This window comes from Lacinutrix sp. Hel_I_90 (genome assembly GCF_000934685.1).
Taxonomy (GTDB): Bacteria; Bacteroidota; Bacteroidia; order Flavobacteriales; family Flavobacteriaceae; genus Lacinutrix.
Window position 1 is genome coordinate 1,581,227 of sequence record NZ_JYNQ01000001.1, and the last position, 18,345, is coordinate 1,599,571.

The following is an 18,345-nucleotide window of genomic DNA, read 5'->3' on the forward strand; positions in this document are numbered from 1 at the left end:
ATGACATTTTTAAAAGCAAGATGGGAAAACTTAATACTAGTCAATTATTGTATTGACCCCAAACTATTAACACCTTATATTCCTAATGGTACTGAACTAGATTTGTACAACAATAAGTGCTATGTAAGTCTAGTAGGATTCCTTTTTAAGGATGTAAAAGTTCTTGGGCTTAAAATCCCGGGGTACATCAATTTTGAAGAAGTAAATCTGCGGTTTTATGTAAAAAGAAAAGTAAATAACACCTGGAGAAGAGGGGTTGTTTTTATTAAAGAAATTGTTCCAAAGTCATTAATTACAGTAATAGCAAACACCATATACAATGAACATTATGAAACTAGGAAAATGTCTCATGACTGGTCAATAACAAAAGAAGCCTAAAACATACAATACCAATGGGAAATAAACAACGTGACACAATGCATAAAAGTTCAAACTAAAATTAATAGTAGCCAAATTTTACTTGATAGCGAAGCCGAATTTATCACCGAGCATTATTTTGGTTATACAAAAAGCAAAAATAAAACACATGAATATGAAGTTGTTCATCCCAGATGGAATCAATTTCAAATTAAAAATTTTAAAATTGATGTTGATTTTGAATTAAATTACGGGAAGACCTTTAGTGTTTTAAATAAAATAAATCCCGAATCAATATTATTGGCAGATGGTTCTGAAGTTTCAGTAAAAAACAAACGGACAATGAAGTTTTAAGCTTAGTTTTCTTTTAAAATTTTCTTTACATTTGAAAAAACAACTGCAAGCCAATGCCAGATCACAAAATAGATCCTAACCAGTGGATTACTTTGTATTCAGATTATTTATTTAACTACACCGTTTCTCGCGTTAGTGACAGAGATATGGCGCAGGACTTGGTGTCTGAAACATTTTTAGCAGGTTTGGGTGCTATGAAAAATTTTAAAGGGGAAGCGAGCGAGCGCACCTGGCTTATTTCTATTTTGAAACGAAAAATCATAGATTACTATCGCAAAATAAATTCAAACAAAGGCAAAGCGGAAGTAAGAATGAGTTACAATAGCGCTACAGAAAGTGAAGGCGATTGGTTACAGGAACGCGTTGCAGACCCATTTGATAAAACAGCTGAAGACCAACTTGAAAACACTGAATTAGGTATCGCCATTAATAATTGTTTAGCCCAATTACCTAAAAAACAAGCGCAAGTCTTCGAGATGAAAACCATTTTAAATTACGACACTGAAGCCATTTGTAATGAATTAAATATTACTGCGTCTAACCTCTGGGTAATCATCCATAGAGCAAGAACAGCTATGGCAGGTTGCCTTGAAAAAAATTGGTTTTAAATGAGTACTAAACTATTTCTATCCTGCGACGAAGCGAATCATACCTGTGACAAATCACAGTATAACGAAGCGACGTTATGGGGTAAAATTAAATTAAACATCCACCTCCTGTATTGTGCTGCCTGCAGAAAATACGCTAAAAACAATGCGAAATTAACAAAGTTAATTAACCGCAGACCTGTTAAATTAGAGCCACAGGCTAAAGCAGAAATTCGAGCAACTTTAGAAAGAGAATTAGCAAAGCAAAACCATTAGCAACCAAAGTATGGGAATACCTTCTACAAAAAAAGAGCAGTAATACGCGCTTCTTTCTTTATTTGAAAAAAGAACAAAAAGTAGTGTCACCACTAAGACAGTAAGATGTTCTGTAATGCTACTCACCGTTAATTCCTCTTTAAAAAATTCAGCAAAAAAGAAAAGCATTAATAACACTCCACCCGCTATTTTCGTGCGCTTCACGCCTATCTTTTGCGGAATAGTAGACAATCGCAAACTATCATATTTCAAATCCCTGATTTCAAAAGGAAGCATTAAAACAATCGCGAAAACAAAACGCTGAAAAGCGGTAATATACACCGCTGCATTCCATTCAAAATCATGGTTTATCAATGGTAAAAAAACAGTAACACCAGACCAAACCAAAGCAATAACATACACCTTGAGCCCACTAACATCGCGTAAGTTTTGCTGACTATCCAAATAAAAACTTTTAGGGATAAAGGGTATGGCGTACAGAAAAGTAATCACACCAAAAACAGCAATATAAGTAAGCGTCTTTAACTCTAATTGTGTCGCATAATAACACAGCAATAAAAAACAAAGCAACGAAAAAAGCTGAATCACTTTTAGGGTATCGGTCAAGCTCCTATGATGGAATTTTGCGATCCCAAAATACTTAACAAAATTATAACCGGTTATCGTTGCAAAAAAGATAAAATAAAGCACGTTTTCATCATAAGATAGGTTGAAGTGCTTCAAGGTAATCCAACTTAGCGCATAAACAGCTATGGCCACATGAATACTGGCATTGATATAAAAATCGAAAAGCTGTTTAATAAGGCGCATGAAACAAAGTTAACCAATACCTTTTGTAAATTGAATTTCCAAAAAAGAAATATAGCCTTCACTGTTTAGATACTCAAGAAAATCAGACATAGCATTAGCCATAGTTTGTTTTTAATTTATAGCAGTACTAGAAAAGAATGGTTTATCTGAGTTTATTTATTTTACAAAAGGCCTTAGCTGTTAATAACCACGACGTTTGGTTAAAAACTTTCGGTTTTTTGGGAAATATTACCTTAAGTTTTCAGTATTTTTGCCGAAAATTAATAGCAACACAACTACTATGAATACAAAGTCTTTCGCACTACGTCACATTGGCCCTCAGGAAAACGACCAAAACAAGATGTTAAAAACACTTGGTGTAGACAGTATGGAGCAACTTATTTACGAAACGATTCCAGACGATATCCGTTTAAAAAGGGATTTAAACTTAGACGTAGCAATGAGCGAATTTGAGTATTCGTCACATATAAACGAGTTGTCTAAACTTAATAAACTCTATAAAACGTATATTGGTTTAGGCTACCACCCCACTATTTTACCTGCAGTTATTCAACGTAATGTATTAGAAAATCCGGGTTGGTACACGGCTTACACACCATATCAGGCAGAGATTGCACAAGGCCGTCTTGAAGCCTTGTTAAATTTCCAGACTATGATCACGGATTTAACGGGAATGGAGCTTGCCAATGCCTCTCTTCTTGATGAAAGTACCGCAGCAGCAGAAGCGATGAGCTTGTTATTTGCTGTTCGTGAGCGTGAACAAAAGAAAGCGCAGGTAAATAAGTTTTTTGTTGCTGAAACTATTTTGCCACAAACCTTATCATTACTTCAAACGCGTGCAACACCTATTGGTATTGAATTGGTAGTTGGCAATGAAACTGAGTTTGATTTCTCTTCAGGGTTTTTTGGGGCAATCCTTCAATATCCAGGAAAAAACGGACAAGTTAGCGATATAAAAACATTTATCTCTAAAGCTAATGCTGCGCAAATAAAAGTAGCGGTAGCTGCAGATATTTTAAGTTTAGTAAAATTAGAAGCGCCAGGTAAATTTGGTGCAGATGTTGTTGTTGGTACTACACAACGTTTTGGAATACCTTTAGGCTATGGTGGCCCACATGCTGCATATTTTGCTACAAAAGAAGCTTATAAGCGTGACATTCCAGGGCGTATTATTGGTGTTACCAAAGATATGAACGGCAATCGTGCGCTGCGTATGGCCTTACAAACACGTGAACAACATATAAAAAGAGATAAAGCAACCTCTAATATTTGTACAGCACAAGTATTATTAGCCGTAATGGCCGGCATGTATGCCGTTTATCATGGCCCTAAAGGCTTATCGTTTATCGCAGATGAAGTTCATAATACGGCATCAACTTTAGCCAATGCGTTGGTAAAATTAGGGGTTGAGCAAACCAACACCTCCTTTTTCGATACCATTCAGTTGAAAACAAATGCTCCAGTTATTAAAGCTTTCGCTGAAAAAGAGGAAGTGAATTTCAATTATCCTGATGATGAAACGGTAACCATTTCAGTAAATGAAACAACAACGGTTTCAGATGTGAATCAAATTATTTCCATTTTTGCTGAAGCGTTAGGTAAAGAGTCGCTATCTATAGACAGTCTTTCGGAAGCCAATAACATTCCTCAAACCCTTCAACGTCAAACTGAATTTTTAACCTTAGACGTTTTCAATACCTATCATTCGGAAACCGAATTGATGCGTTATATAAAATATTTAGAACGTAAAGATTTATCATTAAATCACTCGATGATTTCTTTAGGCTCCTGTACAATGAAATTGAATGCTGCGGCAGAAATGTTACCGTTAAGCTCTCCAAATTGGGGCAATATTCATCCCTTTGTACCAGTCGCACAAGCACAGGGCTATCATAAAGTATTACATGCTCTAGAAAACCAATTGACAGAAATTACTGGTTTTGCTGCCACCTCTTTACAACCTAACTCTGGGGCGCAAGGCGAATATGCAGGCTTGATGGTTATTCGTGCGTATCACGAATCTCGTGGCGATCACCATAGAACTATTTGTTTAATTCCATCATCAGCACACGGTACAAATCCTGCAAGTGCTGTTATGGCTGGAATGAAAGTTGTCGTAACTAAAGCCAACGACGATGGTAATATTGATGTAGACGATTTAAGAGAAAAAGCAGAATTACACAAAGATAACTTAGCTGCTCTAATGGTTACTTACCCGTCTACCCATGGTGTTTATGAGTCTGCAATTAAAGAAATCACACAATTGATTCATGATAATGGCGGACAAGTTTACATGGACGGTGCGAATATGAATGCTCAGGTTGGTTTAACCAATCCAGGAAATATTGGCGCAGATGTTTGCCATTTAAACTTACATAAAACCTTTGCTATTCCTCATGGTGGTGGTGGCCCAGGTGTTGGACCTATTTGCGTAGCAAAACAACTGGTTCCTTTTTTACCAGGTAACCCGTTAATTAAAACAGGAGGTGACCAGGCGATTACAGCGATTTCTGCAGCACCGTTTGGTTCTGCTTTAGCGTGCTTGATATCGTATGGCTACATTAGAATGCTAGGCGTAAAAGGGTTGAAAAAAGCTACTGAAGTTGCTATTTTAAATGCAAACTACATAAAGCAGCGTTTACAAGGTTCTTTTGAAACCTTGTATTCTGGAGAACGCGGTCGTGCAGCCCATGAAATGATTATAGATTGTCGTCCGTTTAAAGAAAACGGCATTGAAGTGGTCGATATAGCAAAACGTTTAATGGATTATGGATTTCATTCACCAACAGTATCTTTTCCTGTAGCTGGTACCATGATGATTGAACCAACAGAAAGTGAAAGTAAAGCTGAAATGGACCGTTTTTGTGATGCGATGATTTCTATTAGAAAAGAAATTGCACAAACTTCAAAAGAGGACATAAATAATCCGTTAAAAAACGCACCGCACACCATGGCTATGCTCACTAGTGATGAATGGCTGTTTCCGTACTCTCGGGAAAAAGCAGCTTTCCCTTTAGATTACGTGCGCGACACTAAGTTTTGGCCTACAGTACGTCGTGTAGATGATGCGTATGGCGACAGAAATTTAATCTGTACTTGCGCACCAATTGAAGCCTATATGGAAGCATAATAGTCCTTTGGACATCATAAATAATTAATCAATTAAAATTGCCTTTAGATTTTACTGCTTATCTTAGCAAATTAAAATAACTAAAGGCAATTTCTTTTTTTATGAATATTAAAATTACAGGAACAGGGAGCTACATTCCTCAAGGTGTTGAAAAGAATGAAGACTTTTATAGTCATGAGTTTTTAAATGCCGATGGCTCAATAATAAACCATCCCAATGAAGTCATTATTGATAAATTCCAAGCCATAACAGGCATTCAAGAAAGACGGTATATAAAATCTGAGCTATTAAACTCTGACATCGCCTTTTACGCGGCAGAAAAAGCCATTGTTGACGCTAAGATTGACAAAGAAACACTAGACTACATTATTGTTGCCCATAATTATGGAGATGTAAAACACAACTCTGATCAAAGTGACACCGTACCAAGCATAGCCTCTAGAGTAAAACACTTATTACAAATTAAAAATCCAAAATGTGTTGGATACGACTTGCTTTTTGGTTGTCCTGGTTGGATAGAAGGCGTTATTCAAGCCAATGCTTTTATTAAAGCAGGTATCGCAAAACGCTGTTTGGTTATTGGTAGTGAAACACTATCGCGTGTCATAGACAAACACGATAGAGATTCTATGATCTATAGTGATGGCGCTGGAGCAGCTGTTATTGAACAAACTACGGACGACGGCGGAATTATCGCTCACGAGTCTGCTACATTTGCATTAGACGAAGCCCATTTTATTTATTTTGGTGAAACGAATCATCCAGAAGTTATAAGTCAGCGCAAATACATAAAAATGTACGGTAGGAAAATTTATGAATTTGCACTTAACAATGTTCCATTAGCTTTAAAAGCGTGTTTAGAAAAAAGTGTCTATACTATAAAAGATGTCAAAAAAATACTGATTCATCAAGCCAATGAAAAAATGGATGAAGCCATTGTAAAACGCTTTTACAAACTTCATGATATGCAAATGCCTGAAGGCGTTATGCCAATGACCATTAATAAACTTGGAAACTCAAGTGTAGCAACAGTTCCTACTCTTTATGACATGATTTTAAAAGGCGAACTTGAAAATCAAGAAATCAATAAAGGCGATATTATTATTTTTGCTAGCGTTGGTGCTGGCATGAATATAAACGCGATAGTTTACAAACATTAAAAAATAATAGTTCTTGTACGAAGGAAAATTTCCACATAAAAGATACAAACTCACCTTTGAGTTTTTAGAAAAACATATTTCTAAAGAATCATTAATTTTAGATTTAGGCATCGTAAATCCGTTTACAGAAGTGATGACCAATGCTGGGTTTAAAGTAAGCAATACTTTAGGGGAAGATTTAGACACAAATACTGCTGCTATTGAAAATTCTAATGCTGATGTGGTTACTGCATTTGAAATTTTCGAACATTTACTGTCTCCCTTAACCGTTTTAAAGTCCATCAAAGCCGACAAATTAGTCGCAAGTATCCCCCTGCGTTTATGGTTTTCTCCAGCTTATAGAAGTAAAACCGATACATGGGACCGGCATTTTCATGAATTTGAAGATTGGCAGTTCGATTGGTTACTGGAAAAAGCGGGCTGGGAAATCAAAGATTCGAAAAAATGGACAAACCCAACAAAAAAAATTGGAGTACGACCTATTTTAAGATGGTTCACACCGCGATATTACATCGTTTACGCTGAAAGAATTAAAAAATAACACTATCCTAGAAACTGAGTGCTATTCAAATTCACCTGCTTTATTCGTATTAAAAAGTTTAACTTTGAATCTTTAATTGAATTTTAAACGTTGAACATTTACATTGTCATTCCAGCCCATAATGAAGCCCAGTGCATTGCTTTAATGCTTGATTCTTTAACGAAACAAACGGTTTTGCCTACCCAGGCTGTAGTAGTAAATGACCATTCATCAGATAATACCCAAACTATAATTAATGGGTTTACAGCAGAAAACCATTGGCTCAAAGCAATAGAAATTAAATCTTCATCCTCGCATATTCCAGGAAGCAAAGTTATTAATGCCTTTTATAAAGGCTTAGACACTTTAGACGATCAGTATGACATTATTTGTAAGTTTGATGCCGATATTATACTGCCAGAGAATTATATAGAACAATTGATTTCAATTTTTAAAGCTGATGACAGCATCGGCATTGCTGGTGGATTGGCCTTTATTAAAAAAAACGACACTTGGGTTTATGAAACCGTCGCTTCTAAAAACCATGTCCGTGGTCCATTTAAAGCCTATAGAAAAGCTTGTTTTAAAGCTATTGGTGGCTTAAAACACAGCATTGGTTGGGATACCATCGATGTTCTATTAGCGCAATATCAGGGTTGGAAAATAAAAACAGACGCTTCTTTAAAAGTAAAGCATTTAAAACCAACAGGGCAATCTTACAATAAGAGTAGTCGGTTTTTACAAGGTGAAGCGTTTTATAAAATGCGTTATGGCTTAGCCATTACTTTAATTTCAGCACTAAAAAAAGGGCTTAAAAACGGTAGTTTCACACTATTTTTGAATGACCTAAAAGGTTTTATTAACGCAAAACGCAGTCATATAGATTTTATAGTTTCTGAAGAAGAAGGAGAATTTATCAGAAAATTCCGTTGGAAAACTATCTTTTCGAAATTGGGCTTATAGTGACGCGATTTCCGAGGCCGCGGAAATGAAAAATAGTTAATTAAAACGCCAATCCCTATAAGCACGCGATGCCTCTAATCTGTTTTCAATACTATCTTCCAATTCTGGAAAGAAATCAATGCCTGTTAATGCCTCTACCTCATCCACCGAGACTACAAATTCATATAAAGGCTTGTTTGACTCTTCATGAGCCATTAAAAAAGCAAGCAGCTTTGGTTGTCCAGAATTAGTATCAATCACGACTTTATAAAATTGATTAGGCACAGCAACTTTCTCATCGCCTATGGTTTTCATATTCCCTTTTAAAACACCTCCAGAAACCACATACACGCCATCGTATATACTCGCCCAATACCGCACTTGTTGTTCTAGCCTATTCCAAACACCAGCATTAAAATCATGAGTTTGCGGACTAATGTTACTTGTTAAAAAGGTTTCGTCAAAAGTAAATTGACTGTATGCTCTATCTGCTGCAGGACATAAATGGCCGCGATCATAACCCGATTTTTTATAATTTCGCCAATGGGCTGCTTTGGTTTTTACAGCTTTATCCTCTTCAAAATAAGGGCGTTTAAAATTAGTGGTAGATAAATGTGCCTGCTTTAGTTCATAAGCCACCCATTCTGCCTGTTCATGTGGCTCACTATAACTTAAACTATACCCTTCATGATGTACAATTTGCCCTGTAGTACTTGTTGGTAAAAAATAGGTGTTGGTATCTGTTTTAGACGAAGCGCCTTCTGTTATAACTTGTTCTTCTTCTTGTTTTTCAGAGTAGAGATTATACGAATAAACAGCGATTAAAAGTAATGCTGCTAGTATGGAATACATTGTTTTTTTAGACATTACTGCATTGCTTCTAGTATCGCTTTTGCTTTAACATGCTTATAATACTCAGGGTTAGCAGCTATAATTTCTAAGTTTTTTATAGCATTCGCTTTATCATTGCGTTTGAAATATACCAATGCTTTATACCAATACCCCTTTGAGTGATCTAAGGTTTTAGAATCTATTATTTTTTGAAAACTCTCTAAAGCGGACGTGTAATTCTCAAGCTCTAATTGTGCAATACCTAAATATAAAAGCGCATTAACATTAAAGTCTTTTTCATTCTTAATATAAGTGCTAAAACTTTTTTCAGCTAATTTATAATCCTTGTTTGTAAACGCATTTTCACCGGTAGATAATAGCATGGCATTCGTTTCACCTCGTGATACTAGTGATGGTAATTCGTCCCAATTACTATTTTCAACATATATCGCTTCGCTGGTAAGCGCATTGTCTTTTAAAAAGATTCCAAAAAACACAACTAAAGCCGCTGCAATAGCTAATGCAAAATATAACTTAGGTCTGATACTCGTTATGCTTTTAGATTTTTCATTCTTAAAATAGAGGTCGCCAGCATTTTTTATAGCTTTCTTTTTGTCTTGAAATTCTTTAGAAATCAATAAAGATTCTAAGGCATTCGCCTCATCATTACGCTTATCATCTGCAATAAAATCCCATGTAGCATCACCATATTGCAAACGCATTTTTTTATTGATTGCTACCGTTTCTGCAAGATCGGGATTCTCCTTTATTTGCTTCTCGAATGCCTTCAACTGTTCAGCACGCAGGTCGCCATTAAAGTAATCCTCAATGCGTTGGAGTATGTCGTCAGAAAAATTCATATTTCTTTTAATTCGTTAAATCTCACATCCTGCTTAATCATTTCAGTTAACTTGGCTTTGCATTTAAAAACACGTTGTCTTACCACGTTTTCATCATTGTAATCTAGTTCTATTGCAATATCCTTATAAGCGATTTTATTAAAAAACCGTTTTAATATTTGCTTACAATTTTCAGAAATTAATTCTAATTTTTCCTGAAAGAAATCCCACCGTTCTTGTTCTAATGCAGACAAAGCGATATCGCGTGCTTCATTCTTTAGTTCCACAACACCATCAATTGTTACCTCGTGTTTTGATTTATTTAATTCTCTGCGCCATAAATTCTTACAAACTGCAAATAAATAGGCTTCAAAACTAGAGGTAATTTCAAAGGGTGCTTTTTCATACCGCAGTGTTAATTGTAGTAATGCTTTTTGAAAAACATCTTCCGCATCTGCTTGCTCACCTTTATTTTGAATCACAAAACGTTTTACATTGGGGAAACTAGTTTCATAGATATCTAAAATCTTTTTATTGTCTCCATGTAATAAGGCTTTAAGATAGGTAGATTGGTTTTTCATCGAATAGTTAGGTAGTATGCAAAATATAATTTTATATTTGGATGGGTAACAAATATAATTATTTAGGAACAAATAGGTATTAACATATAAAAATTAATAATGAAAACAACCACTAAATTCCTATTAGCATTAGCATTATTTTTTTCTTTATTTAATGGCTGCTCTGAAGAAGAATTATTTTTTGAAGAAGAAAAAACACAAGAAGAAAAAATCATAGAATCAACTACAAAGCGCTTACCAGCCGCTTCCAATTTTAGCACCTCCTCTGCTAGAATAATTCCTACCGAAATATGCAACTGTTTCAGCCTAATAGTCAAATATAAAGAAGGCACATCTGAAGCGCAAAAAGTATTGTATAGGAATAATTGGGCTGATTGTGTAGGGCTTATAAATTACACCCCTCTTGATAACCAAAGGGAAGTTTGGATACTGGATTATACAATTTACAATAATAGTTCTGCACTTTGTCCAATACCTGTAGAATCTGGCGGTGGCAAAGACCTCACATTGACTGATGATCCTATTATTGACGGTATTGAGCAAGATACTGAAACAACTATTAACCCCTGAAAAATATTTTAACTTATTTATTTGTTCTTTTATTAAGCAAATCTTTTGCTCAAGAATTAAATAAAATGACTACGACTTCTCACGATAGTCTATTAATTTCATTAAAAAATAATAATAATTTGGCTGACTATGCCAAGTTAGCGCATGATCTTTCATTTGAATATTATAAAAAAAATGATTATCCAAAAGCAATTAAATATGCCTTAGAAGAAGTTAGATATAAGAAATACCGCAGTATTGAAAGACAAAAAAATAGCCTGTTTAACTTAGGGCTGTTTTTCTTTAAAAATGAAAACTATTCTAAATCCATAGCGGCCTATAATAAAGTTATTGATAGTTTTGAAGTTGACGAAAAAACCTATCGTGCCTATTGTGAAAATGCTAAAAATTTTCAAAAATTAGGGGATTATTATCAAGCTAAAAATTATTTTAAAAAAGGATTGAGCTACCCTGATAAAATAAGCACAAAACACCTTCCTCTAATATATTTAAATAATATCATTCTTAACCGCATAATTGAAAGTGACGAAACTCTAAAGGAGAATGTGACGCTTTTAAAAAAAATGGATTCGCTTAATAATATAACTCCATTAAATGCATCTAACTTTTATTCCTTAAATAATGAATATGGCATTCATTACAATTCTAATAATGCTTATAATGATTACAAGAAAAGCAAATATTATCATCTAAAAGCCTTAGATGCTTCTGTTAAGAGAAAGGATTCAGCCAGGATCTCTATTTCTTCAAATAATATTGCTAAGTTATTAAATTTAGAAAAAAACGATAGTGCGCTCTATTATATAGATAAAGGTCTAAAATTTGTTAAAAAAGATGACCCCGATGTAGCAAAACTATATTTAAACCAGGCAGATTTCTTTTTTTATAAAAATAAATTAAACGCTGCTTTTAAGAGTTTAAATACGGCCTTACAGTTAACACTCCCCGTTAAAATTGACACTTCACACAGTGCTATCCCTGACTTTAGGGTTTTAAAACAATCTAATAATAAGATACTTACTGTCCTAATTTTAAAAGAAAAATCAAGATATATACTTGAGAATAGTATTTATTCTAGAAACAAACAACTTCTTAAGATTGCATACAAAAATATAGTTCTTACAGACAGGCTCTTAGATCTAATACGCTTAGAAAGTTCAGAAAAAGAGTCTAAATTGCTTTGGCAAAAAGAAGCGTCTCAAGTCTATGCACTTGCAGTAGATGCTTGTTACAAATTAGACAAACCAAATGAGGCTTTTTATTTTATAGAGAAAAACAAGGCACTGCTGCTACTAGAAAACATAGCTGAAAATAACATAAACAAAAGTTCGTTGGTTCCTGCAACTGTGTTACAACAAGATTTAGATTTTAAGAAAAGAATATATGCTTTAGAAAATAAAATAAGTAATAGTAACAACACTGCTTTGCATGACAGATACTACAGCTTAAAAATTAAGTACAGAGATTTTAGAGAATCTTTGGAAAAAAAGTACCCGAGCCATTATAAATTGAGCAAACCTTTAAACCTTTTAGGTCTGCAGAATGTAAAAAACAATTTAAAAGAAGCGACCGTCATTCTAGAATACATTTTAGATAAACACAGCAGTTATGTTTTGGCTATTTCTAAAAACGAAACAGTATTAAAAAAGCTAAACAACCATGACATTTTAAGTGAATTAGTTAATGAATACCTAACATTAATATCTAAGCCGCTTAATAATACATTGGATCTTGAGAAACAAGAGACCACTGCGAAGCAGCTTTACGATAAATTATTTCCGTTTAAAAGCGATTCCATTTTCAAGGGTAAAACTAAATTAGTAATCATTCCAGACTACACGCTTCAGAATTTACCATTTGAAAGTTTAAAAAACAATAAAAAATACCTCATTGAAGATTATGAAATATCTTATGCTTATTCATTATCTTTTTTAAATTATAATAAAACTATAAAGAGAGATGCTGAACATACATTTATTGGCTTTGCACCAGAATCTTTTAATTATGATAAACTACAAACCCTGCCACGCAGTAAGATTGAAACGACTACTATTGGTAATCAATTGGATGGTTTGGTGCTATTAGATGACTCGGCTAGCAAAGAGAACTTCTTTTCTAAAGCTAAGGATTACAAAATTATACACCTCTCTACGCACGCCAATGCTAACGACTCTATTGCGCCCTGGATTGCTTTCAAGAACAGCAAGTTATATTTAAACGAACTCTATACCACAAAAACAAAAGCTGAGTTAGTGGTATTAAATGCCTGCAACAGCTCCTTAGGCGAAATTAATAACGGCGAAGGCGTCTTTAGCTTAGCCCGCGGTTTCTTTTATTCTGGAGCGAATAGTGTGATCTCTTCACTATGGAACGTTAATGACAAATCTAATGCAGAGATTACCACCAGCTTTTATCGCTACTTAAAACAAGGCAAAACTAAAAGCGCTTCTATACGAGAAGCAAAATTAGATTATTTAAGGACACACACACTAAGTGAAGCGTCACCCTATTATTGGTCCTCTTTAATTTTAATTGGTGATGATTCTTCTATTATTTTATATAATAACTCACTGTATTTTATAGCCTTGGCTATTCTCTTCGTAATAATTATATTTTTTATTTTAAAAAAATTAAAAATCGTGGGTAACAAATCTTAGACTTCAGGAACAATTAAGAAACTAACAAATTCTTAATCATTTTGAAAGACACTTTATCCTTTTTAGTACAAGCGCTGCTTCAAAACAATAAAATAAAGATTGATAGTGCAGAATTAGACTTTCAAATACAAAGTCACCCGTCTTACCCAAGTTTGCACGCCATTACAGGAGTTTTAAGTCACTTTACTATTGTGCATACTGCTATTCGCGTTCCTGTAGATAAAAACACTTTAGAACAACTTCCTGCTAGTTATATAGGACAAATAAAAAGTGAAGATGAAACCGAATTTGCCTTTGTTATTAATAAAGGCAAAAAATATAAAATTATATATAGCAATAAAAAAAGTAAAACCATTTCTGAAGCTATTTTTTTAGAACAGTTTACAGGTGTTTTGGTTGCCGTCGAGAAAGACGAAACAAAACCTAAACAACAAGCCAGTACTGCTCATTTTCAAAACCCACTATTCGGTATTGCCTTAGTATTATTTACAGTCTTATTTTTTAATTCTGAGCCAAGTCTTCCTGCTTCCATTTACTTTATATTATCCTTAATAGGTGTTGGAGTAAGCCTTTTAATTATACAGCATGATTTAGGATTAGACTCTAAAATTATTGATAGCATTTGTTCCCAAGAAAGTAAAACAACCAATTGTAATGCCGTTTTAAATTCTAAAGGTGCAACGCTTTACAAACACATAAAGCTTAGCGATGTCAGTCTCATTTATTTCGTTGCGATTGGTGTGTCTTCACTATTACTCAGTCTTACAAGAATACCCCTAACTACTTTATACTTAATAAGTGTGATGGCTTTACCAGTAATTATTTATTCTATATACTATCAAGTAAAGGTTTCAAAAAACTGGTGTGTTTTATGTTTGGGCATTGTATCCATATTAATGTTTCAAGCAGTACCTTTTTTTATTACTGATGTAAATGTATCCATTTTTAGTATTGAGAGCATTCTCTTGATTACTTTTTCGATTTTTACAATTGCTGGACTTTGGTTATTTATAAGTTCAAAATTAAAACAAGAGCAAGCGTTTAGAAAATTAAAACTAGAATCTCATAAATTTAAAAGAAACTTTGACTTGTTCAACACCCTATTAAAACAATCTAAAACGCTAAACACTGCTTTAACCAACACTCCAGAAATCGTTTTAGGAAACACAAAAGCCGCATTAAATATTATGGTAATCACCAATCCTTTTTGCGGACACTGTAAAGGGGTACATCATTTAGTGGAATCCATTTTAAAGCAGCATTATAATGACCTTAGTATTACAGTACGCTTTAATATAAACACCAGTAACTTAGAAAATAATGGGGTGTTGGTCTCAAGTAGATTGTTAGAACTATTCCATACAGAAAGTGAACAAAAATGCTTAGAAGCCATGCATGAGATTTATAGTACAGGCGAGGCAAGCTCTTGGTTAGCTAAATGGGGAAAATCTGCCAATGCTAGCATCTATGGAGACATCCTCGAAGCCGAATACGCCTGGTGCTTAGATAACAATATTAATTTTACACCAGAAATCTTAATTAATGGCAAATCATACCCGCAAGCGTATGACAGAAGTGATTTAATTTATTTTATTGAAGACTTAAATGAGACTTGTTGCACAAATGCACAGACTACTCAATTACAAGATACGATATAAAACAGCAAAACCCTTATAATAAGGGTTTTGCGTTTTTGAACAATATTCTCTCGCGAAGAATAGACACAAACTGTGAGTGTCTTTAAATGTTCACGGCAAATTTACTTATTAAATAATATAATTATGAAAAAATTAAAAAACTTAGGCAAAACTTTGTCTACAGCCGAACAAAAAACTATTAAAGGTGGTTGTCCAAGATGTGGACATGATCCCATTCTCATAGGTGGTGACACAGGTGGTGGCACAGGTGGCAGTGACGACACTTGTGGTTTTGCATTACTTTGTTCACCAGGAAAATGCTTTAACCCTCGTACATGCCGCTGCCAATATGGAGAAGGCGCTGGACCGAACAATAATGGAACATGTCTTTACTAAAACATTATTAAAGATAGAAAAGGGAGGGTTTCTCTCCCTTTTTTATTAAAATTTAAAGACAAAAAAATTCTTTAGAAATACATGGCTAATTTTAGAAAATTATCTAGATAATACTCGCTTTTTAAGGCTTCTAAAAAAACACCTATTACTTAAAGAAAGGTATGCTTTACCACATGCTTTCCCCATAAAGAAATGAAAAAATTTCCAACATATAAACAAGCAGAATCCAAAGACTGTGGTCCTACATGCCTAAAAATTATTGCAAAACATTATGGTAAAAACTTGTCAATCTCACAACTTAGAACAATAAGTGAAACCACTAGAGAAGGCAGTAACTTACTAAATTTAAGTGAGGCTAGTGAAACCATTGGCTTTCGTTCTTTAGGTGTGAAGTTAACTTTGGAAGAACTAAAAAAAGCACCTTTACCCTGCATTTTACATTGGAATAAAGAGCATTATGTCGTCCTCTATAAAATAAAAAGCGCCTCTTCCATTTTCTCAATGGGAAAACACCAAAATGACTTAACATTTTATATTTCAGATCCAGGACATGGCTTAATTACCTACACAAAGGAAGAATTTTTAAAATTTTGGATTGGCAATAATGCCACCGAAAAAACACAAGAAGGCATTGCACTGCTTCTAGATCCTACACCAAAATTTTATGACAACGATTTTGGAGAAGCTGATGAAAAGAAATTTGACTTCACTTATTTATCTAAATATCTTTACAAATACAAAAAATTCATCATCCAACTTTGTATTGGCTTATTAGCAGCCAGTTTATTACAACTCCTTGTTCCTTTTTTAACACAAAGTGTTGTAGATGTAGGCATTAAAAATCAAGATTTAAATTTTATTTATCTTATTCTATTTGCTCAAATCGCACTTTTTATTGGGAGAACAGGTATAGAAATTATTAGGAGTTGGATTTTATTACACGTTAGTGCAAGAATTAACATCTCCTTAATTTCCGATTTCTTTATTAAACTCATGCTACTTCCTATCTCCTATTTTGATGTAAAAATGACAGGAGATTTACTACAACGTATTAACGATCACAAACGTATTCAGCAGGTTTTAACAACCTCTTCATTAAGCGTTTTGTTTTCAATGGTAAACTTCATCATATTCAGCTTTGTACTAGTGTATTATAGCTTACAAATATTTAGTGTTTTTCTTATTGGTAGTATCCTATATTTTGTGTGGATTAAAATTTTTCTTAAAAAACGTGCCACCTTAGATTACAAACGTTTTTCTGCAGCGAGCCAAGAACAGAGTACCGTTATTGAGCTTATTAACGGCATGCAAGATATTAAGTTGCATAATGCTGAAAGACAAAAACGTTGGGCATGGGAGCACACGCAAGCACGATTGTTTAAAGTGTCTATCAAAAGCCTAGCCTTAGAACAAACACAAAGTGTAGGCTCCTCTTTTATTAACGAACTTAAAAATATTTTTATCACCATTTTATCTGCTAAACTGGTCATAGATGGAGAGATAACTTTGGGGATGATGTTAGCGATTTCGTACATCGTAGGTCAATTAAATAGTCCTGTATCACAGCTTATTAGTTTCACTAGAGAATTACAAGATGCTAAAATCTCGCTAGACCGTTTAAGCGAAATCCATAATATGGACAATGAAGAAGTTGATCCTCAAAACAAAATAAGAGACATTCCAAAAAGTGGTGCTATTACTATAAAAGAGGTTACGTTTAAATACACAGGATCAGATATTGCCGTGTTAAAAGATTTAAACCTCACGATTCCAGCAAACAAAACCACCGCTATTGTTGGCACAAGTGGAAGCGGTAAAACCACCTTAATGAAACTGCTTTTAGGCTACTACAAACCTAATCAAGGAGACCTTTTACTCAATCAATTTTCCTTACAAAATATCTCACAAAAATCCTGGAGAGACCATTATGGTGTGGTCATGCAAGAAGGCTTTATATTTAATGATACGATTGCAAATAATATCGCTATCGGCGAAGATAGTATTGATAAAAAGCGCTTAGCACATGCTGTTGATGTAGCAAACATTAGAGATTACATCGAGTCCTTACCCCTAGCCTACAATACAAAAATAGGGGCAGAAGGCACTGGCTTAAGTACGGGACAAAAACAACGTTTATTTATTGCAAGAGCCGTTTACAAAAACCCCGATTATTTGTTTTTTGATGAAGCAACCTCCGCTTTAGACGCTAATAACGAAAAAGTAATCATGGAAAACTTAGATACCTTCTTTAAAGACAAAACAGTAGTCGTTATTGCTCACCGTTTAAGTACGGTAAAAAATGCCCATCAAATAGTCGTCTTAGATGATGGAAAAATAGCTGAAATAGGAAACCATAAAGCATTAGTTGCTAAAAAAGGAAACTATTACAACCTGGTTAAAAATCAATTGGAATTGGGTAACTAAAATATTCTCTCGCGAGGAATAGACACAAACTGCGAGTGTCTCAAAATGTTTGCAGCTTTTTACATTTAAAATAATTAAAAAATGAAAAATTTAAAAAACTTAGGAAAAGCCTTAACCAAAGTTGAGCAAAGGAGTATTAATGGAGGCGTATTTGCCTGTGGAGGTGGACACCAATGCCCTCCTGGATGGACCTGTCCATACGATTATAGAACAGGGACTAACTGGGCTTGCCAAAGATCTTTAGAACTGTAGACTAGCCTATCAATATTTTGTG

At 34.2% G+C, this 18,345-nt stretch carries 16 protein-coding genes and 1 pseudogene; 13 read left to right on the top strand and 4 right to left on the bottom strand.

Annotated elements, in window-relative coordinates:
• The 3 genes and pseudogenes from GQ46_RS07120 (at position 1) to GQ46_RS07130 (ending at position 1,574) form a co-directional block, all read left to right on the top strand.
• A pseudogene (locus GQ46_RS07120) lies at positions 1-711 on the top strand (YqjF family protein).
• Between the two features lie 53 nt (positions 712-764).
• Positions 765-1,319, top strand: a complete 555-nt coding sequence (locus tag GQ46_RS07125) for a sigma-70 family RNA polymerase sigma factor (protein WP_044399819.1) — start codon at positions 765-767, stop codon at positions 1,317-1,319.
• Positions 1,320-1,574, top strand: coding sequence for a hypothetical protein (locus GQ46_RS07130; protein ID WP_044399822.1), 255 nt, complete (start codon positions 1,320-1,322; stop codon positions 1,572-1,574).
• Here GQ46_RS07130 and GQ46_RS07135 read toward each other — a convergent pair.
• Positions 1,554-2,384, bottom strand: coding sequence for a membrane protein (locus GQ46_RS07135; RefSeq protein WP_044399825.1), 831 nt, complete (start codon positions 2,382-2,384; stop codon positions 1,554-1,556). The genes GQ46_RS07130 and GQ46_RS07135 overlap by 21 nt on opposite strands.
• A gap of 280 nt (positions 2,385-2,664) precedes the next feature.
• On the opposite strand from GQ46_RS07135, the gene gcvP reads away from it, so the two are divergent.
• The 4 genes from gcvP (at position 2,665) to GQ46_RS07155 (ending at position 8,157) form a co-directional block, all read left to right on the top strand.
• Positions 2,665-5,514, top strand: coding sequence for an aminomethyl-transferring glycine dehydrogenase (gene gcvP / locus GQ46_RS07140; protein WP_044399827.1), 2,850 nt, complete (start codon positions 2,665-2,667; stop codon positions 5,512-5,514).
• Between the two features lie 101 nt (positions 5,515-5,615).
• Entirely contained in the window at positions 5,616-6,674 is a 1,059-nt protein-coding gene (locus GQ46_RS07145; protein ID WP_044399830.1) for a 3-oxoacyl-ACP synthase III family protein, read from the top strand.
• Positions 6,675-6,687: 13 nt separating this feature from the next.
• The gene (locus GQ46_RS07150; RefSeq protein WP_044399833.1) at positions 6,688-7,215 is read left to right on the top strand and encodes a methyltransferase; all 528 of its coding nucleotides are present in this window, start codon (positions 6,688-6,690) and stop codon (positions 7,213-7,215) included.
• A 90-nt stretch (positions 7,216-7,305) separates the two neighbouring features.
• Positions 7,306-8,157 (top strand): glycosyltransferase family 2 protein, encoded by an 852-nt coding sequence (locus GQ46_RS07155; RefSeq protein WP_044399836.1) that lies wholly within the window; start codon positions 7,306-7,308, stop codon positions 8,155-8,157.
• Between the two features lie 36 nt (positions 8,158-8,193).
• On the opposite strand, the gene GQ46_RS07160 is transcribed toward GQ46_RS07155, so the two are convergent.
• Genes GQ46_RS07160 through GQ46_RS07170 form a run of 3 tightly spaced genes read right to left on the bottom strand, consistent with a single transcriptional unit; the run spans position 8,194 to position 10,387 of the window.
• The gene (locus tag GQ46_RS07160; protein ID WP_044399839.1) at positions 8,194-9,003 is read right to left on the bottom strand and encodes a DNA/RNA non-specific endonuclease; all 810 of its coding nucleotides are present in this window, start codon (positions 9,001-9,003) and stop codon (positions 8,194-8,196) included.
• Positions 9,003-9,827, bottom strand: coding sequence for a tol-pal system YbgF family protein (locus tag GQ46_RS07165; RefSeq protein WP_044399842.1), 825 nt, complete (start codon positions 9,825-9,827; stop codon positions 9,003-9,005). Before GQ46_RS07165 ends, GQ46_RS07160 begins: the two co-directional genes overlap by 1 nt.
• Positions 9,824-10,387 (bottom strand): RNA polymerase sigma factor, encoded by a 564-nt coding sequence (locus GQ46_RS07170; protein ID WP_044399844.1) that lies wholly within the window; start codon positions 10,385-10,387, stop codon positions 9,824-9,826. Before GQ46_RS07170 ends, GQ46_RS07165 begins: the two co-directional genes overlap by 4 nt.
• A gap of 99 nt (positions 10,388-10,486) precedes the next feature.
• Between GQ46_RS07170 and GQ46_RS07175 the strand changes: the two genes are divergently transcribed.
• The 6 genes from GQ46_RS07175 (at position 10,487) to GQ46_RS17580 (ending at position 18,323) form a co-directional block, all read left to right on the top strand.
• A complete protein-coding gene (locus tag GQ46_RS07175) occupies positions 10,487-10,957 on the top strand; it encodes a hypothetical protein (protein ID WP_044399846.1) in 471 nt (156 codons plus the stop codon).
• 65 nt (positions 10,958-11,022) lie between these two features.
• On the top strand, positions 11,023-13,614 hold the full coding sequence (locus GQ46_RS07180; RefSeq protein WP_044399849.1) for a CHAT domain-containing protein: 2,592 nt from the start codon (positions 11,023-11,025) through the stop codon (positions 13,612-13,614).
• 41 nt (positions 13,615-13,655) lie between these two features.
• The gene (locus GQ46_RS07185; RefSeq protein ID WP_044399852.1) at positions 13,656-15,272 is read left to right on the top strand and encodes a vitamin K epoxide reductase family protein; all 1,617 of its coding nucleotides are present in this window, start codon (positions 13,656-13,658) and stop codon (positions 15,270-15,272) included.
• Positions 15,273-15,425: 153 nt separating this feature from the next.
• Positions 15,426-15,647 carry a hypothetical protein gene (locus GQ46_RS07190; RefSeq protein ID WP_156133117.1) on the top strand — a complete coding sequence of 74 codons (222 nt, stop codon included), beginning with the start codon at positions 15,426-15,428 and terminating at the stop codon, positions 15,645-15,647.
• A 192-nt stretch (positions 15,648-15,839) separates the two neighbouring features.
• Positions 15,840-18,071, top strand: a complete 2,232-nt coding sequence (locus GQ46_RS07195) for a peptidase domain-containing ABC transporter (RefSeq protein WP_044399858.1) — start codon at positions 15,840-15,842, stop codon at positions 18,069-18,071.
• Positions 18,072-18,152: 81 nt separating this feature from the next.
• Positions 18,153-18,323 (top strand): hypothetical protein, encoded by a 171-nt coding sequence (locus GQ46_RS17580; RefSeq protein WP_156133118.1) that lies wholly within the window; start codon positions 18,153-18,155, stop codon positions 18,321-18,323.
• Positions 18,324-18,345: the final 22 nt, after the last annotated feature.

What these genes read in the sequence shown, in the direction of transcription:
- GQ46_RS07135 (WP_044399825.1), bottom strand. Translation starts at nt 2,384, where the DNA reads ATGCGCCTTATTAAACAGCTTTTCGATTTTTATATCAATGCCAGTATT.
- GQ46_RS07145 (WP_044399830.1), top strand. Translation starts at nt 5,616, where the DNA reads ATGAATATTAAAATTACAGGAACAGGGAGCTACATTCCTCAAGGTGTT.
- GQ46_RS07160 (WP_044399839.1), bottom strand. Translation starts at nt 9,003, where the DNA reads ATGTCTAAAAAAACAATGTATTCCATACTAGCAGCATTACTTTTAATC.
- GQ46_RS07195 (WP_044399858.1), top strand. Translation starts at nt 15,840, where the DNA reads ATGAAAAAATTTCCAACATATAAACAAGCAGAATCCAAAGACTGTGGT.
- GQ46_RS07165 (WP_044399842.1), bottom strand. Translation starts at nt 9,827, where the DNA reads ATGAATTTTTCTGACGACATACTCCAACGCATTGAGGATTACTTTAAT.
- GQ46_RS07130 (WP_044399822.1), top strand. Translation starts at nt 1,320, where the DNA reads ATGAGTACTAAACTATTTCTATCCTGCGACGAAGCGAATCATACCTGT.
- GQ46_RS07175 (WP_044399846.1), top strand. Translation starts at nt 10,487, where the DNA reads ATGAAAACAACCACTAAATTCCTATTAGCATTAGCATTATTTTTTTCT.
- GQ46_RS07180 (WP_044399849.1), top strand. Translation starts at nt 11,023, where the DNA reads ATGACTACGACTTCTCACGATAGTCTATTAATTTCATTAAAAAATAAT.
- GQ46_RS17580 (WP_156133118.1), top strand. Translation starts at nt 18,153, where the DNA reads ATGAAAAATTTAAAAAACTTAGGAAAAGCCTTAACCAAAGTTGAGCAA.
- gcvP (WP_044399827.1), top strand. Translation starts at nt 2,665, where the DNA reads ATGAATACAAAGTCTTTCGCACTACGTCACATTGGCCCTCAGGAAAAC.
- GQ46_RS07125 (WP_044399819.1), top strand. Translation starts at nt 765, where the DNA reads ATGCCAGATCACAAAATAGATCCTAACCAGTGGATTACTTTGTATTCA.
- GQ46_RS07170 (WP_044399844.1), bottom strand. Translation starts at nt 10,387, where the DNA reads ATGAAAAACCAATCTACCTATCTTAAAGCCTTATTACATGGAGACAAT.